We start from the raw sequence: 16,503 nt of genomic DNA on the forward strand, positions 1-16,503 counted from the left end.
AGATGACCCTCACCATTGACACCCAGGCGAAAGCCGAAGAAGCCGCCGTCGCCGCACCCGTTGGCACCCTGTTTCGCTTCGCGACGGCTGGTTCGGTCGACGACGGCAAGTCCACCCTGGTGGGCCGCCTGCTGCACGACTCGAAGGCCATCCTCGCCGACCAGCTCGAAGCGGTCACCCGCACCTCCACCGAGCGCGGCTTCGGCGGCGAGGGCGGCGGCATCGACTTCGCACTGCTGACCGACGGTCTGCGGGCCGAACGCGAACAGGGCATCACCATCGACGTGGCCTACCGCTACTTCGCCACGCCCACGCGGTCCTTCATCCTCGCCGACTGCCCCGGCCACGTGCAGTACACCCGCAACATGGTCACCGGCGCCACCACAGCGGATGCCGTCATCATGCTCATCGACGCCCGCAAGGGCGTACTGGAGCAGACGCGTCGGCACCTCAGCGTCGTCGCCCTGCTGCGAGTGCCGCACGTGATCATCGCGGTCAACAAGATCGACCTGCTGGACTACGACGAGGCCGCGTACATGGAGGTGGAGGCATCCGTTCGTCTCGTCACCGCCGAGGTCGGTATCGAAGCAGTTCATGTGATTCCGGTGTCGGCCCTGGTCGGCGACAACGTCGTCGACCGCTCCGAGCGCACCCCCTGGTATGGCGGTCCGAGCCTGCTCGAACTGCTTGAAACGCTCACCGTGATCGACGATCTCGACGCGTCGGGCCGAGCCACCGAGGCGTTCCGGTTGCCGGTGCAGCTCGTTCTGCGCCCGCAGGGCGCGGTCGTCGTCGCCCCCGAACTCGCCGACTCCTACCGTGACTACCGGGCCTACGCCGGGCAGGTGGCGAGCGGCAGCATCAAGGTCGGCGACACCGTGAGTGTTGAGCCGGGCGGCGGCACCAGTACCGTCACCGGCATCGACTTCGCCGGGGTTGCACTTGACGAAGCCTTCGCGCCGCAGTCGATCGCCGTGCGCCTGGCCGACGACCTCGACATCGCCCGGGGCGCGGTGATTGCCGCCGCCGGCAGCCTGCCGCCGGTCACCCGCACCCTCGAGGCCGACCTGTTCTGGCTCGACCCGCGCCCACTCGCACCGGGCGCCCGCGTACTCGTGAAGTTCGGTACGACCGTGATGCAGGCTCTGATCAGCGAGGTCACCGGTCGGCTCGACCTGACCACGCTCGGCGCCCAGCCGGCCACGAGCCTGGCCGTGAACGATATCGGGCAGGCCAGCATCCGCTTGTCGCGCGATCTGCCGGTGGAGCGTTACGCGCAGAATCGTCGCTCCGGCGCGTTCCTGGTCATTCACCCGCAGGACGGCGCAACCCTCGCCGCCGGCATCGTCACCGCGCCCGGCGAGCCGACCCGTGCCGGCGATGGTTCGGGCGCAGGGTCGGAAGTGTCACCGTGAGTGCGCTGACGAACATTGCCGTGGCGCCGACCCCGACCGCGCTTGAACCGGCCGCCATCACGGTTGATGCTCTCGGCAAGCGCTACGGTACCGGCCCGCTCGTGCTCGACAACATCAACCTGTCGATCGAGCCCGGCCAGTTCGTCTGCTTGCTCGGCGCAAGCGGATGCGGCAAGTCCACGCTGCTGAACATCATCGCCGGCCTGGAGAAGCCGACAGAGGGCGCCGTCACCGTGGCGAGCGGCAAGGCCGCCGTCATGTTCCAGGACGCCGCCCTGTTCCCGTGGCTGACCGCGGGCCGCAACGTTGAACTCGCCCTCAAGCTCGGCGGGGTCCCCCGCAAGGACCGCCGCGCCGACGCCCTCGAACTGCTCGACCTGGTCAACCTCGCCGACGCCGCCGACAAGCGCCCGCACGAACTCTCCGGCGGCATGCGACAGCGCGTTGCCCTGGCACGCTCGCTGGCACAGGACCGCAAGGTGCTGCTCATGGACGAACCGTTCGCCGCCCTCGACGCCATCACCCGCGATCTGCTGCACGAGGAGCTGGAACGGGTCTGGCGGCAGACCGGCCGCACCATCGTCTTCGTCACCCACAACGTGCGGGAAGCCGCCCGGCTGGGCGAACGCATCCTGCTGATGTCCTCCCGCCCCGGCCGCATCGTCAACGAGTGGACCATCACCGACGCCGGCTCACGCCGCATCGAATCCCCCGAAGTCGCCCGTCTGAGCGATGAAATCACCGACCAGTTGCGACAGGAGATCCGCCGCAATGCCGCTTGACACCCGTACCGCAACGGCCCACGATCCGAGCCACGACGAACTGCGTCGTCTCGAAGCCGGACTGGATTCGCTGCAGGCCGTCCCCGAAAGCCCGCGCGGTGCCTTTCGACGAACCCTGGACGGTTTTCTGCCGCCCATTTTGCTGCTCATCGGGCTCGTCCTCGCCTGGCAGGTCTACATTCTCATCGTCAAACCGCGCCCCGATCTGATCCCCGGACCCCTCGATGTGTTCGGCGCCCTGGTGAGCGCGTGGAACAGCGACCGCCTGCAGCTCGCGGTGACGACGAGCCTCGAACGCGGCGGGCTCGGCTTTATCATCGCCGTGGCCATAGGCACCCCGATCGGACTGCTGCTGGCGGAATGCCGACCAGTGCGACGAGCGCTCGGTCCGCTGTTGTCGGGCCTGCAGGTGCTGCCCTCGGTCGCCTGGGTGCCCGCCGCCATCATCTGGTTCGGCCTCAGCGACGCCACCGTGTACTTCGTGATCCTGATGGGCGCTGTGCCCTCCATCGCCAATGGGCTCGTCTCCGGCGTCGACCAGATTCCGCCGCAGCTGCGCCGCGTTGGCACGGTCCTCGGAGCGTCGCGCGTGCAAATGGCGACCCTCGTGGTGCTGCCGGCTGCCCTGCCGGGCTACTTCTCCGGTCTTAAACAGGGCTGGGCCTTTGCCTGGCGCTCCCTGATGGCCGCGGAGATCATCGTGATCGGCGGCGACATCGGGTTCGGTCTCGGATCGATGCTGCACTTGAGCCGCGAGCTCGCCGACCTGTCCGGGGTGCTCGCCACCATCCTGGTGATCCTCTTCGTCGGCATCCTGGTCGAACTCGTCATTTTCGCGCCGATCGAGCGCCGATTGCTGCGCCGCCGCGGACTCATGGCCGCCGGCCTGCGATGACCTGCGCGCATCCACTTGTCTTCGTCCCTCGTTTGAAAGGCCCGTCATGACCCCCGCTCCCTCTGCCCTGCGCGTTGCCATTATCGGCGCCGGCCCGGCCGGCATCTACGCAGGCAACATTCTGAACCGACTCGTGCTGGAGGCCGGCCACGAGGTGACCATCGACCTGTTCGATTCGCTGCCGGCCCCGTACGGTCTGATTCGCTACGGCGTCGCTCCCGATCACCCGCGCATCAAGGGCATCGTGAAGTCGCTGCAGGAGATGCTTGACGCAGGCACGATTCGTTTCATCGGCAACGTCACCTACGGCACCGACCTCACCCTGGCCGACCTGCGGGAGCACTACCACGCGGTCATCTTCGCGACCGGCGCCATTCTCGACGCCCCGCTCGTGATCCCCGGCATCGAACTGCCCGGCTCCTTCGGTGCCGCCGACTTCGTCTCCTGGTACGACGGCCACCCCGACGTTCCGCAGGAGTGGCCGCTCGACGCGACCGATGTCGCCGTCATTGGCAATGGCAACGTGGCCCTCGACGTCGCCCGCATTCTGGCCAAGCACGCCGACGATCTGCTCACCACCGACATCCCGGCATCGGTCTACGCCGGGCTGGCTGGCTCCCCGATCACCGACGTGCACGTGTTCGGCCGCCGCGGGCCATCGCAGGTGAAATTCACCCCGATCGAGCTGCGCGAACTCGCCGACATCCCCGACGTCGACCTCATTGTCTACGCCGAAGATTTCACGCCCGATTCACACAGCGAGCAGTTGGTCGCCAGTAACAACCAGGTCAAGATTATGACCCGCACGCTGAACGGATGGCTCACCAAGGCACCGCTCGGCGCCTCGCGTCGCCTGCACCTGCACTTTCTGCACGCGCCGCTCGAGGTGTACGGCGACGGTCGGGTGGAAGGCATCCGTTTTGAGCGCACCGAACACACCGGAGACGGCGGCGTGCGACCGACCGGCGTCATCGTGGATTACCCGGTGCAGGCCGTATATCGCGCAGTCGGCTACCGCGGCAGCGCCCTCACCGAGGTGCCGTTCGATGCCGTGCGCGGCGTTATTCCCAACGACGGCGGCCGCGTGCTCGATGCGGCCGGAGAGCCTCTTGCTGGCCTGTACGCCACCGGCTGGATCAAGCGCGGCCCGGTCGGCCTCATCGGACACACCAAGGGTGATGCGCTGGAGACCGTGACGAGGCTCGTGGCCGATCTGCCGGTGCTGGTTTCGGAGGATAAGGCAGACGACTCAACCGAGACGATCCTGGCGCTGCTTGAAGCGCGCAGAGTGGAATACACGACCTGGGCCGGCTGGCGCACCCTGGACGCGCACGAGCAGTTACTCGGCGCGCAGGATCTGGTCACTCCCGGCCGGGAGCGCGTCAAGGTGATCTCCCGGGCCGAACAGGTCGCGATCTCGCGCACGGAAGCGTTGCTGACGCTGTGACCTATGTGATCGCACTGCCCTGTGTCGATGTGAAAGATCGTGCCTGCATCGACGAATGCCCGGTGGACTGCATTTATGAGGGCGAACGCTCCCTCTACATCCATCCAGACGAGTGCGTCGACTGCGGAGCCTGCGAACCGGTCTGCCCGGTCGAGGCCATCTACTACGAAGACGACCTGCCCGAACAGTGGGCCGACTACTACAAGGCCAACGTCGAATTCTTCGATGACCTCGGCTCCCCGGGAGGCGCCGCCAAGGTCGGCGTACTCGCCAAGGACCACCCCGTCATCTCCGCACTGCCGCCGCAGGCATAGGGCGCCTGCATCGACAATTAGGCGCGCACCCGCGGGTCAACCGACCGCAGCATCGGCCCGTTCCTCGGCGCGGGTTCCGACCCGCTGGCCGACGACTGCGGAGACCCCGTCTTGCCGCATACTGACGCCGTAGAGGGCATCCGCTATTTCCATGGTGCGTTTCTGGTGTGTGATCACGATGAGCTGGCTGGTCTCGCGCAGGTCCTCGAAGATGGTGAGCAACCGGCCGAGGTTGGCGTCGTCGAGCGCGGCTTCGACCTCGTCCATGATGTAGAACGGGCTCGGGCGGGCCTTGAAGATGGCGATCAGCAGCGCGACCGCGGCGAGTGAGCGTTCACCGCCGGAGAGCAGCGACAGCCGCTCGATCTTTTTACCGGCCGGTTTCACCGACACCTCGATGCCGGACGTGAGCGGGTCGTCGGGGTCGGTGAGCCAGATGCTGCCGCTTCCGCCGGGAAACAGCACCGGGAACACGTCGGCGAAGGCCGCCTGGGTGTCATCGAACGCGGCCGAGAAGATGGTCTGCATCTTCTCGTCGATGTCCGCGATGATCGTGAGCAGGTCGCTACGGGTTTCTGTGAGGTCGGTGAGCTGCTCGGTGAGAAAGCGGTGCCGCTGCTCGAGGGCTGCGAATTCTTCGAGGGCCAGCGGGTTGACGCGCCCCAGCTGACCGAGCTTGCGTTCGGCGACCGAGAACCGTTTCTGCTGCTCGGCCCGATCAAAGCGGATGCCCCCGGCCGCGCCGCCCGCTGTACCCCCTGGCGGAACTAGCTGGTCGGGGCCGTATTCGCCGACGAGCACGTCTTCGGTGAGACCCAGTTCGCTGCTCGCACGTTCCAACAGGGCCGCGAGGTGCAGCTTCTTCTCGTAGATTTCGAGTTCGAGTCCGTGCACGTTTTCGGTGATCGCGGCCAGCCGCTCGCGCAGCACGTTCTGGCCCTGCCGAAGCTGCTGCAGTTCGGTGTTCTGGCTCGCCCGTTCGGATTCAGCGCTCGCTAGCTGAATCCGGGCCTCGGCGACGGAGCGGTCGGCCGCGGCCAGCACGGCCGGAAGCGCCTCGGCGACGCGGGAGGCGGCCTCCACTTGACGGCGGCGAATGACGGCGCGACGCGCTGCCGCCTCGGCGGCCGTGCGGTCGTCCTCGAGCCGTTCCGTGAGTGTTGCGACGCGGGACGCGCCTGCGCGCACGCGTTCACGGGCGGTTTCCACCTGAAGCCGGGTCTCGACCTCGGTCTCGCGGGCCGCCTCAAGTTCGGCGTACAGGGCGTCCCGCAGGGTCGCGTCGAGGATGGGCCGCGGCTGGGACCGGGCGGTGTGAAGAGCAGCGGCTGCCCGCGCCGCGACAGCCTCGGCTTGGGTGAGCGCCGTGCTCGCGAGCTGCAGTGCGGCGGAGACCCGGTCGACGTCGGCGCCGGCGGCATCCGCTTGCACCACGAGTCGTCCGCGACGTTCGGTCACCGTGGCAAGCTGGGCTTCGAAGGCGCGCAGGGCAGCCCGCGCACTTCCCGACTGCTCCTTGTAGGCCTGCAACAGGGTGCGCTGTTCGGAAAACTCACAGCGCACCCGTTCGATCTGCGAGGTGACGCCCGCGAGCCTCTCGGCCGCCACGTCTCGCTCCGCAACGAGTTCGAGCTTGCTCTGTCTGGCGCCGGACCCGCCGCTCACGACCCACGGGCTCAAGACCTCGCCGGCCAGCGTGATGAGCGTGAGACCCTGAGTCAGCTCGGCCGCTCGGGCCACGGCAAGATCGTCGGCGATGACGGTCTGAGCCAGCAGGCCGCACAGGCCGGCCGGGCCGTGGATGACCGAATTCGCCCAGCGGATGCCCGTCTGCGCACCTAATTCGATAGTCGGCGCCGCGCTGTCGTCGCCGTCGGCCACGATCAGCTCAACGCGCCCGAAGTCGTCGTTTTCGGCCTGAACGAGGGCAGCCAGGGCGGCGTCGCGGTTGTCGGCGAGCACGGCATCGGCAAGAGATCCGAGGGCGGCAGCGATCGCCGCTTCGAACCCCGGTTGTACGCGCACGTGGTCGGCCACGAGGCCACGGATGCCGTCCAGCTTCGCACCTAACAACGCCGAGGAGCCGTCTTTCTGATCGAGCGCGAGGGAGAACGCACCCTGCCGTGCCGCCTGGGCGTCCCGTTCCCGCTCATGGCCGTGCAGCTCGTCGCGTAGACGCTCCACCTCGGCCTCAACGCCCTGAACTGCAGTCTGCGCCTGCTCGAAGGCCTCGGCCAGCTCGCCGGAATCCGGTTCACCGACGGGCGCAGCGGACCGCAACTCGTCAAGTTGCAGCTGCGCCTTCATGCTGCGTTCGGTCGCCGCGTCACGGGCATTCTGCTGCCGCAACTGCTCACCACGAACGGCAGCCAGCCGTGATGCTGCCGTCTCGGATTGCCCGGTCAGGTGGGAGATTTCGAGGTCGTGCCGAGAGACGAGTGCTGCCTGGGCTGCAATGTCTTCGTCGACCGCGTCGAGCCTCGACCGGGCGTCCACGCTCTGCACTCTGGCGGCTTCCCAGGCGATTTGAGCGGCGCCGATGCCCGCGCGGAGCTGCTCTACCTCGGCCGCAGCCTCGGTCAGCATGGTGGGGGTGACGCTCGAGACGAGGCCGGTCGACTCGGCCTCCGATCCCAATAATGCCAGCCGCTGGTTGGCCAGGGTGAAGAGCCCCCGTAATCGTTCCTGCACCGATTCCAGGGCATAGCTGGTGCGGCGTGCCAGGTCGACGGCATCTCCCACCTGGACGAGCTCGAGCCGCTCGACCCGAGCCTGTTTCTGCGAAAGCTGCTCCTGCAGCACGACCCGCTCGGTGTGGCGTTCACTCTCGGTGCGATTGTGCGCATCGAGCGCGGTGCGCAGCGCCACGACATCGTCAGCGAGCAGGCGGGCACGGGCATCTCGCACGACGGCGGCGATGGTCTGAGCCTCCCGCGCGATTTCAGCCTGGTGTCCGAGCGGTTTGAGCTGGCGGCGAATCTCTCCCGCGAGGTCGCTCAACCGCGTGAGGTTGGTCTGCATGGCGTCGAGCTTGCGCAGGGTTTTTTCTTTGCGGCGACGGTGTTTGAGAATGCCGGCGGCCTCTTCGATGAAGCCGCGACGCTCCTCGGGGCTTGCTCGCAGCACGGCGTCGAGCTGGCCCTGCCCGACGATGACGTGCATCTCACGGCCAAGGCCGGAGTCGCTGAGCAATTCTTGTACGTCGAGCAGCCGGCAAGTGCGCCCGTTGATGGCGTACTCGCTCGCGCCGTTGCGAAAAAGCGTGCGTGAAATGGTGACTTCGGAGTAATCGATCGGCAGGACGCCGTCGCTGTTGTCGATGGTGAGGATGACCTCGGCCCGGCCGAGCGGACCGCGGGTCGACGTGCCGGCGAAGATGACGTCTTCCATCTTGCCGCCGCGCAGGGTTTTCACGCCCTGCTCCCCCATCACCCAGGCGAGGGCGTCGACGACGTTGGACTTGCCCGACCCGTTCGGACCGACGACACAGGTGACGCCGGGCTCGAACGCGAACGTCGTCGGCTGGGCGAACGACTTGAACCCCTTGAGGGTGAGGCTCTTCAAGTACAACTTAAGACCCTTTCGGTTGTCGGCCGCGATCCTGGTCTCGGGGCTGGTTCAACGGTACCGTGACCGACCGACAGTGGCCGGGACATCCGCTGGTCGCGGAGTGTGGCGTGCACAACCGCGGAGTTTCGCATTACTCTGGCGCAGCATGAGCGACTTCTCGATCGATGAACTCGTCATTCCGGCATCACCGAACGCGCCCAGCTGGCCGGATTTTGAGGCGGCCGTCCACGTTCGCAACATCATCGAGGCCGAGGGTTTCGGCACGAACGACCTGCAGTACTCGGCGGCCGAGCTGCTTCCCGGGTGGCTCAACACGAAATATGACCCCAAGCGCATGTTCGTGGCACGCGTCGCCGGAGCTGTCGTCGGCCGGGCCGCCTATGAGACCTTGCCGGGCCCGAACGACGATCATGCCTGGCTGATCGCACAGGTACTGCCAGCTTGGCGCAATCGCGGCATCGGCACCGCCCTCGCCGATCGCGTCGAACTGCTCGCCGCCACTCAGAATCGGCACGAACTGATCGTGTACACGGTGTCCGCGGAGGCCGCGGGCGAACGCCTGACCGCACCGACCGGTTTCGGTTCGGTCCCGCTCGGAAACTCCGAAGTGCGATTTCTCCTCGCCCGCGGCTACCGGCTCGAGCAGGTGGAACGCGGCAGCCGACTCGAACTGCCCGCCGACAAGACCCTGCTCCGACGCTTTCGAGCGGATGCCGCGGCGCACGCCGGCGGCGACTACACCGTGCATTGTTGGAGTGAGGAGACTCCCCCGCGCTGGCGCGACGATCTCGCTCTGCTCTATACGCGCATGAGCACGGATGCCCCCACGGCCGGCCTCGAAGAGCCCGAGGACGTCTGGACCGCCGAACGGCTGGTCGACGAGGAGACTTCCCGCGTCGGCAGCCCACGTCGAATGCTCACCGCGGCCGCGCTGCACGAGCCGAGCGGTCGCCTCGTCGCGTTCACCCAGCTCTCGGTGCCAGCTGAAAGTGACCGCTCCGTCGGTCAGGAGGACACGCTCGTGCTGCGCGAGCATCGCGGGCACCGCCTCGGCATGCTGCTGAAGAGCGCGAATCTGGAGTATCTCGCGCAGGAGAGCCCCGGGCATCCGTCGGTGACGACTTTCAACGCCGAAGAGAACCGGCACATACTTGAGGTCAACGAGGCGCTCGGCTTCGTACCGATGGGTTATGAGGGCGCCTGGAAACGTGTCGTGCCGCTGACGGACGAATCCATCGAATCCTCCGATTCGAGGTAATGCTAGCCTGGCGGTTTCAGGCTGAGGGGGTTCTGGTGAGCGTACCTGCACGGATGAAAGCGATAGGGCCGGTGTCATACCTGGTCGTCGGGATGCTCGCGGCGATCGTCGGACTGCTGCCCTGGCTGGTCACCGGGATGCACCTTCCCATCCAGAATTTGTGGGCCGCCGACTCCGTGCCCGAGGACATGCCGATCGCCCTACTGCCGTTCAGCCAGTACACGATCACCCTCGTCGTCGCGGTGGTTGTGACCGGGTCAGCGCTCGCCGTGGCCTGGTGCGGCCTGGCATCGGGTGGTCGGGTGGCTGGGGCTATCGTCAGTTTTCTCGCCCTCTGGATCGGACCGACACTGTTCACGGCAGTCAGCGCCGCCGCGGGAACTCGTGTGCTCGCCGCCTACCCGGCCGAGATGCGCGACTACGGTGTGCAGGTGTTCTTCAGCGCGCTGGGCGGGAAGGGCGGATCAATCGCGCTCCTGATCCCGGCGGTCATCGTGATGGTCCTCGGCTTGGCAGTGCGCCGGGCACTGCGGCGCCGGCGCCTCCAGGTGGCTCTGGCCTGACGCCCCGGCGACCTCGCCGTACGGCTACCGCAGGCGCTGGCAGCGCGGACAGAAGTGCGAGCCGCGGTTCATGAACTGCTCGCGTACCAGAAGGGTGCCGCAGCGGGAGCACGGCGTTCCCTGTCGGCCGTAAACTTCCAGGCTGTGCGCGAAATACCCGGACTTCCCGTTCACGTTCACGTACTGGGCGTCGAAACTGGTGCCGCCCTCGGCGAGAGCACGCTCCAGAATGGTCCGTACTGCCGCGAGCAGCGCCTTCGCTTCGGCGCGCGACAGCGACGCGGCCGGCTGCTCGTAGTGGATGCGCGCGGCGAACAGGGCCTCGTCCGCGTAGATATTGCCGATGCCGCTGATCAGGTTCTGGTCGAGCAGCGCCCGCTTGATGCCGGTGTTCTTCCGTGCCAGGGCCGCCAGAAACAGTTGAGGCGAGAACGACGGGTCGATCGGGTCGCGAGCAATGTGCGCGACCTGCGACGGAAGGCGGTGCTGCCACGCGGCATCCGCTGAACGCAGCCCCGAGTAGCCGCCGGGCAGCCCGTCGCTCGTGGCGAGCATAGCGTCGACGGCCATGCTGCCGAAGATTCGCTGGTCGACGAAATTGACCCAGAGCTCGCCGTGGGTCGGGTGTTCCAACGTCAAGCGGATGCGCAACATACGATCCACCGCCGCGCCCGGCGTGCGCAGCAGCACCTGACCGCTCATTCCAAGGTGGATGACGAGTGCCCGGTCGCTATCGAGGGGAAGCCACAAAAACTTGCCCCGGCGCACGGCGGCGAGAATTCGGCGCCCCGTGAGCTGCTCGGCGAACGATCCCGCCGCCGAAACATGGCGGCGCAGGGAACGTTCATCGAAGATTTCCACCCCGGTGACCAGCGCCCGGGTGACCGCCGGTTGCAGGCCGGAGCGCACGACCTCGACCTCGGGAAGTTCCGGCACAGGGTTAAAGCGCGTTGAGCTGGTCGATGGCGCCGCGGGCCGCGGCCATTTCTGCGAATTTCTTGCTCGGGCCGACGCCCTGGGCGTTGACGGACGAGCCGATGTCGACGGTCGCGACGAACACCTTGGAGTGATCGGGACCGCTGGCTTCGAGCGTGTAGACGGGAACGCCGACGCCTTTACTCGCGGCGAGTTCCTGCAGGCTCGTCTTCGGGTCCATCGACACACCGAAGTGGCCCGGTTCGGCCAGGAGGGGCTCGATCAGGCGCAACACGAACGCGGTGGCGACGTCGCCACCGGCGTCGAGGAACGTCGCTCCGATGAGCGCTTCGACGGTATCGGCCAGAATGGAGGCCTTATCGCGCCCGCCGGTGAGGATTTCGCCTCGGCCGAGTCGAATGTATTCGCCCAGGCCCAGGCCGCGAGCGATCTGCGCCAGCGCGGCCGTGGAGACCAGGCTGGCCCGGCGCTTGGCCAGGTGGCCCTCATCAAGGTCGGGGTAGGTGCGATAGAGCATCACCGTGACGGCCTGACCCAGAATCGAGTCGCCCAGAAATTCGAGACGCTCGTTGGTGGGAATACCGCCGTTTTCATACGCAAAAGACCGGTGGGTCAGAGCAAGCTCCAGAATCACCGGTTCAATCTGCACTCCGAGGGTCGCCAACAGGGGCGACCGCTCGGTATCAACGTTTTTCATCGACCGATCTCCGGCCCATCGAAAGCAGCGACTTAAATGTCGGCGACTTTACGGCCCTTGTATTCCATGAACAACGGGGTGCCGGTGGAGTCGGTGACAACCTTGGCGCGGTGCGGCAGGCTGTAGACAACCTTGCCGCCCTCCATGGTCTTCACGAGTGTGGGAGGCGTGGCCTTCCACTGCGCGCGACGCGAGTGAGTGTTGGAACGCGACATCTTGCGCTTCGGAACTGCCATGACTACTTCTCTTCTCTGCTGTCTGAAACATGGATGTCCGCACCCATGCCTGTGTTTGTGTCTGTGGAAGCCGTAAACCCCGCAAGCGCTGACCACCGGGGATCGTAGCGCTCGTCGGAAACGAGTTCAGGTAGTTCGGCAAGCGGTTGACCGGTCTCACTGTCAAGACCAGGGCAATCTCGCCGGCATACCGGCTGGAACGGAAGTGCTAACACTACCGCGTCCCGGATCAAAGATTCCAAATCGACATGGTCGTCAAGAATCTCAAACTCGAAGGCTTCCTCCTGAGGATAACCGAAAAGCTCGGCAAACTGAACTCGAACCGGCAGGTCGATGTCTTTGAGGCATCGGCCGCACTCTCCGAGCGCCCGCGCGTACACCTCGATGCTCACCAGGATCCCCTCGTGCATCGCCTCGAGGCGCAGCTCAGTCGACAGCGTCGAACCGGCTTTCACTGCCACCAGGCCCGCGCCGAGGTCGTCGGGAACGACTATATCGAGGTGGCGTTCGTGCATGGTGCCCGGGCGGTTGATCAGGTCACGCACGTCGACCGTGTACGGCGTCTTCTTGAACTTAGTCACGGTCGTAAATTGTACGCGCTGCGCGTGGGAGGTTCGTTCAGGGAGCAATCGTGCGGGCGCGACGATCTCCGCGCAGCACCGCGGTCAGGGTGGCGAACAGCGACGTCGGCGCATAGTTTGCCCGCAAACGGATGCCCGTACTCGCGCCGCCGTGCAGCCTCCGCAGTACCAGGGTCAGGTCGGCGGCGAGAGTGTCGGCCCGCACGGGCGACCGGTCGAAACGCGACCGCTCCAGCGCGAGGAGCACCCGTTCGAGAGCCTCCGTGGACGCTGGGTCGAGGATTCCGAGGCGCTCCAGCCGGCCGGCGAACGCTCGCGGCGTGTCGGTGATCGGCGTCGGTATGCCGTGATCGAGACTGGTGTGCTGCAGCTCGATCCAGGCCAGGCCGGCGCCAGCGCCTCCGGAGCGGATGCGCCGCACCCGCGAGCGACGCAGTATCCGTCTGCTGACACCGGGCAGAAGAAGCAGCAAGAGACCCAGTGCGCTGAACCCGAGTACGGCGAGCAGGTTGCTGGCCTCGACGCTCTGCGGCGTGGTACCGCGTTCCAGGGCGGAATCGTCGGCCAGCCGGTCGGGGCTGAGCCCGGGAGCACCCGTGGCGGCGGCGCCACCGGGCGTGGTCGTCGGCGTGCCGACATCCGCTGCCTGCTCATAGTTGGGGACGGTACCGCGGCCGGGCGTCGGCTCGAATCTCACCCAGCCGATTCCCACGAAATACAGTTCAGGCCAGGCGTGCAGGTCGTGCGAGTCCACGTTGTACTGCCCGAGCCCCTGCTCGAGGTCTTGGGATTTGACGCCGGGCAGGTAGCCGAGCGAGACGCGGGACGGAATGCCGAGGGTACGTGCCATCGCCGCCATCGCGGAGGCGAAATGCACGCAGTACCCGCGCTTTTCCTGCAGGAACACACCGATCACATCCACTCCCCCGCCGTCGTAGCCGTCTTCAACGGGCGCGTCGGTGTCATAGATGAAGTCGCTGCTGCGCAGATAGTCCTGAATGGCGACGGCAGCGTCATAGTTCGATGTCGTTTCCGCCGTCACCTGCCGGGCAGTTTCCTCGATGATCGGCGGCGGTTCGACCGGCAGTTGCAGATTGCCCAGGACGCTCGCCGGATAGTCGGTGCTGGAGCGCCGCAGTTGCTCGGCGGTGGGTTTCAACTCCAGGGACGACACCGTGTATTCCTGGCCGAGGGTGTTCGCCGTTACACTCGCGATCGCCCGGGTGCGGCTGTCCCAGTACCAGCGACCGGTGAGGCCCTCGATGCTGGTGGCGCGGGCCGGCGCAGGCAGCCAATGGCTGTTGACGCCCTCGATGACGACCGATGTCGACGCTGGCACCGTTTTCACGTTGGCGTCGAGCCCGAATGGCCTCTGAATGTCGTCGACGGTATTGCGCACGTCTGCCCCGTCGATGCGCGCCGTCCAGGTCAACCCGATGACCTCATCGAGGGTGAGCAGCGTGAAATAAGGCTGCTGGGTGCCCGTCGAGGTGTAGTGAAATGCCGGTCCGGCCTTGGGCCGACGCAGGTCCTGCCCGAGATTGATCATCGGGCTCACGCCGCTGCCGAACAACAGACCGCCCGGCCGGGCCGTGACCAGCCCCCCGGCCGTGAACGCCGGCGCGACGGTGCTCAGCACCAGTGCACCCACGATGGCCAGGGAGCCCACCATGAGTGCGCCGCCGACCGGACCGGGGCCGCGCTGCCGCTCGGGGCGGTGCGCCAGCGTAGCGCGCGGACCGGTCGGAGGGCGCCGTGCCTCCTGGGTACGACGCACGTACACGTCCACCCGGAGCAGCAGCAGAAAAGCGATAGCTGCCGCCAAGAGCGCGCCGATGTCGGCGCCGTCGTCAATAATGAAGCCCGGCGCCAAGAGGGGCACGAGCCCCCCCGCTGCTCCGATGGCCGGCCAACGCAGGGTCACGGCAAGCAGGTCCATGATGACGGATATCAGCCCGGTTCCGCCCGCCAGCAAAAAGAGGATGCCGACGGTCACCTCGGCAGGTGTGCTCTGTTGGGCGATGGAGTCGCCACCGGCCGCGATCAACCCGCCGAACACGCCGACTGTCTCGGGCGTCGGAATCAGCCAGAGCAGGCCGGTTCCGCCGCCGAACAGCAGCGTCAGGATGCCGACCAGCACCGCAACGTTTGCCACCGGCACGATCGGGCGGGGCACACCGAGGCGACGCCACAGGGCGGCGCCGACCAGGACGGCGGCGGCGACACCCGCGCACACCCACCACCACGCGCTGCCGCGCAGCAGCGGTCCGAGGGCAGCGCAGCAGATCAGCAGCAGCACCAGCAAACTGAGAGCGAGCGGCCAGAGCGCGGCAGCTCGCCCGCCGCGCCGACTGCGGGGCGCCCGAGGCGGGCTCACCTGGCGTACGGGCGGCCGGGAATCTGCGGCCGGCGCCTCCTGGGCAACCAGGCTAGTCATGGCTGGCTCCTCGCTCCCCACTCACGTCGTTCCACACGTCTTCCAGGTTCTCGGTCGTGGCCAGCTCCACACAGCGCCACCCGGCGGCCTGCAAGCGGTCGCGGGCCGGCACCCCGACCGTTCGTTGCACCAACGCGACGGCGGGCTCACAGTGACGCGCGAGGGCAACGAGATCGTCGACATCCGCTTCGGACACGCTCACGAGCATCGCGAACGTCGGAAGAGATGGCTGCGCCCCCCGGAGGGCTGCACGCAGCGGCGCCCTGCGCTCTGCGGCCAGGCGAACGCTGCGGGTCGGCCATGGAACCGGCACGACACTGGCCAGGGCTTCCAGCAGGGCGCGATCACCGCCGGGGGCCCGAAAAGTGGCCGGCACGTCGCCGTGCAGCCCGCCCAGGGTCTGTTGGTCGCCCGGCAGCATCTGGCTGGCACCCAGCTCGATCACCTCGACCCGGTATCCGGCGTCGAGCAGGTGCACACCGACGGATGCTGCCAGCTCGATCTCGAGTTCAAATCCGGCCACAAGGTGCGGCGGAACATGCCCGGCGCCAAGCCCGGCCGCGCCGGCGAGGGTCGTATCGAGCACGACGCGGGCCTCCGGATTGCTGCGCTGCTCCTCTTGACGCACCATGATTTCGCCGTGCCGGGCGGTGGCCGGCCAGTTCACCCGACGCAGGGCATCCCCGGGGCGATATTCGCGGGCGATGAGTTCGTCGGAGGTGGGGGTGGCTTGGCGCACGAGTTCTCGAATGGACCCGTCGTTGCTGGACTGGGCGAGGCCATTACCCGGGAGCGGCGTCACGCGCGGCGTCACGATCAGGTCGTGGGGTGAGCCGGCATGTCGGTCGCTGTGCGCGAAACCGAACGGGTCCTGGCGTGACACGCGGAGCGGACCAACGTCGTAGACGCCGCGATGGCGCGGCACGACGGAGTACTCCAGACGCACGGTGTCGCCGGTCGCGCCGCTTCGACTAACGAGGGGGAGGATGGCCGCCGGAGGCGCCTCCACTCCGGGTGATGGGGTGTCAGCCCACCAGGCGCCACTGAGCGGAGTTGCCGAGAGGTTGCGCAGCTGCAACGAAACCACGCTCTCACCACCGACCGGAACGATCGGCGGCCGAAAGACCCGGGTGACTTCGACCCGGGCCGGGCGGAGCGAAACGTAACCGGCGGCGACGAGCGGAGCCACGATCATCAGGCTGCCCACGAACAGCATGTCACGGCTGTTGACCAGCATTGCGTTGGCAAACAGCACGACGCCGGCGGCCAGAACAACCCAGCCGCGCAGGGTGAGACGCGTGGCGAATCGGGCTGCCATCCGCGTGTACCAGTCGGCATTGACCAGTCCGGGTTCTTTCACCCCGCGTGCCAT

Annotated in this window: 14 protein-coding genes; 7 read left to right on the plus strand and 7 right to left on the minus strand. The window is 67.1% G+C overall.

From position 1 onward, the window contains the following. Nucleotides 1–2 precede the first annotated feature (2 nt). Genes QMF22_RS14620 through fdxA form a run of 5 tightly spaced genes read left to right on the plus strand, consistent with a single transcriptional unit; the run spans nt 3 to nt 4,853 of the window. Nucleotides 3–1,415 carry a sulfate adenylyltransferase subunit 1 gene (locus QMF22_RS14620; protein WP_283454903.1) on the plus strand — a complete coding sequence of 471 codons (1,413 nt, stop codon included), beginning with the start codon at nt 3–5 and terminating at the stop codon, nt 1,413–1,415. Nucleotides 1,416–1,420: 5 nt separating this feature from the next. Then, nucleotides 1,421–2,197, plus strand: coding sequence for an ABC transporter ATP-binding protein (locus QMF22_RS14625; protein ID WP_502846969.1), 777 nt, complete (start codon nt 1,421–1,423; stop codon nt 2,195–2,197). Next, a complete protein-coding gene (locus QMF22_RS14630; RefSeq protein ID WP_283454907.1) occupies nt 2,187–3,092 on the plus strand; it encodes an ABC transporter permease in 906 nt (301 codons plus the stop codon). Before QMF22_RS14625 ends, QMF22_RS14630 begins: the two co-directional genes overlap by 11 nt. Before the next feature lie 46 nt (nt 3,093–3,138). Then, nucleotides 3,139–4,539: an FAD-dependent oxidoreductase gene (locus QMF22_RS14635; RefSeq protein ID WP_283454909.1), complete on the plus strand. Its 1,401-nt coding sequence runs from the start codon at nt 3,139–3,141 to the stop codon at nt 4,537–4,539. Beyond that, on the plus strand, nt 4,536–4,853 hold the full coding sequence (gene fdxA / locus QMF22_RS14640) for a ferredoxin (RefSeq protein ID WP_092341217.1): 318 nt from the start codon (nt 4,536–4,538) through the stop codon (nt 4,851–4,853). Before QMF22_RS14635 ends, fdxA begins: the two co-directional genes overlap by 4 nt. 36 nt (nt 4,854–4,889) lie before the next feature. Here fdxA and smc read toward each other — a convergent pair whose 3' ends face one another. Continuing rightward, nucleotides 4,890–8,423 (minus strand): chromosome segregation protein SMC, encoded by a 3,534-nt coding sequence (smc, locus tag QMF22_RS14645; RefSeq protein WP_283454912.1) that lies wholly within the window; start codon nt 8,421–8,423, stop codon nt 4,890–4,892. Nucleotides 8,424–8,568: 145 nt separating this feature from the next. On the opposite strand from smc, the gene QMF22_RS14650 reads away from it, so the two are divergent. Further along, entirely contained in the window at nt 8,569–9,681 is a 1,113-nt protein-coding gene (locus QMF22_RS14650; protein WP_283454914.1) for a GNAT family N-acetyltransferase, read from the plus strand. A 35-nt stretch (nt 9,682–9,716) separates the two neighbouring features. Beyond that, on the plus strand, nt 9,717–10,244 hold the full coding sequence (locus tag QMF22_RS14655) for a hypothetical protein (protein WP_283454915.1): 528 nt from the start codon (nt 9,717–9,719) through the stop codon (nt 10,242–10,244). A 24-nt stretch (nt 10,245–10,268) separates the two neighbouring features. On the opposite strand, the gene mutM is transcribed toward QMF22_RS14655, so the two are convergent. From mutM to QMF22_RS14685, 6 genes are read right to left on the minus strand one after another with little or no spacing between them, the layout of a single operon-like run. Beyond that, entirely contained in the window at nt 10,269–11,180 is a 912-nt protein-coding gene (gene mutM / locus QMF22_RS14660) for a bifunctional DNA-formamidopyrimidine glycosylase/DNA-(apurinic or apyrimidinic site) lyase (protein WP_283454917.1), read from the minus strand. A gap of 4 nt (nt 11,181–11,184) precedes the next feature. Continuing rightward, a complete protein-coding gene (gene rnc / locus QMF22_RS14665; RefSeq protein WP_283454919.1) occupies nt 11,185–11,877 on the minus strand; it encodes a ribonuclease III in 693 nt (230 codons plus the stop codon). A gap of 32 nt (nt 11,878–11,909) precedes the next feature. Continuing rightward, a complete protein-coding gene (rpmF, locus tag QMF22_RS14670) occupies nt 11,910–12,113 on the minus strand; it encodes a 50S ribosomal protein L32 (RefSeq protein WP_092108959.1) in 204 nt (67 codons plus the stop codon). Nucleotides 12,114–12,115: 2 nt separating this feature from the next. Further along, entirely contained in the window at nt 12,116–12,694 is a 579-nt protein-coding gene (locus tag QMF22_RS14675; RefSeq protein WP_283454923.1) for a YceD family protein, read from the minus strand. Nucleotides 12,695–12,731: 37 nt separating this feature from the next. Continuing rightward, entirely contained in the window at nt 12,732–15,131 is a 2,400-nt protein-coding gene (locus tag QMF22_RS14680; RefSeq protein WP_283454925.1) for a transglutaminase TgpA family protein, read from the minus strand. After that, nucleotides 15,124–16,503, minus strand: a complete 1,380-nt coding sequence (locus tag QMF22_RS14685; protein ID WP_283454927.1) for a DUF58 domain-containing protein — start codon at nt 16,501–16,503, stop codon at nt 15,124–15,126. Before QMF22_RS14685 ends, QMF22_RS14680 begins: the two co-directional genes overlap by 8 nt.

The sequence above is a fragment of the Cryobacterium sp. PH31-L1 genome, from assembly GCF_030063145.1.
Taxonomy (GTDB): domain Bacteria; phylum Actinomycetota; class Actinomycetes; order Actinomycetales; family Microbacteriaceae; genus Cryobacterium.

Excerpts from the sequence above, each read along its gene's own strand:
- rnc (WP_283454919.1), bottom strand. The coding sequence starts at position 11,877 with ATGAAAAACGTTGATACCGAGCGGTCGCCCCTGTTGGCGACCCTCGGA.
- QMF22_RS14635 (WP_283454909.1), top strand. The coding sequence starts at position 3,139 with ATGACCCCCGCTCCCTCTGCCCTGCGCGTTGCCATTATCGGCGCCGGC.
- QMF22_RS14685 (WP_283454927.1), bottom strand. The coding sequence starts at position 16,503 with ATGGCACGCGGGGTGAAAGAACCCGGACTGGTCAATGCCGACTGGTAC.
- QMF22_RS14620 (WP_283454903.1), top strand. The coding sequence starts at position 3 with ATGACCCTCACCATTGACACCCAGGCGAAAGCCGAAGAAGCCGCCGTC.
- QMF22_RS14630 (WP_283454907.1), top strand. The coding sequence starts at position 2,187 with ATGCCGCTTGACACCCGTACCGCAACGGCCCACGATCCGAGCCACGAC.
- QMF22_RS14680 (WP_283454925.1), bottom strand. The coding sequence starts at position 15,131 with ATGACTAGCCTGGTTGCCCAGGAGGCGCCGGCCGCAGATTCCCGGCCG.
- QMF22_RS14650 (WP_283454914.1), top strand. The coding sequence starts at position 8,569 with ATGAGCGACTTCTCGATCGATGAACTCGTCATTCCGGCATCACCGAAC.
- rpmF (WP_092108959.1), bottom strand. The coding sequence starts at position 12,113 with ATGGCAGTTCCGAAGCGCAAGATGTCGCGTTCCAACACTCACTCGCGT.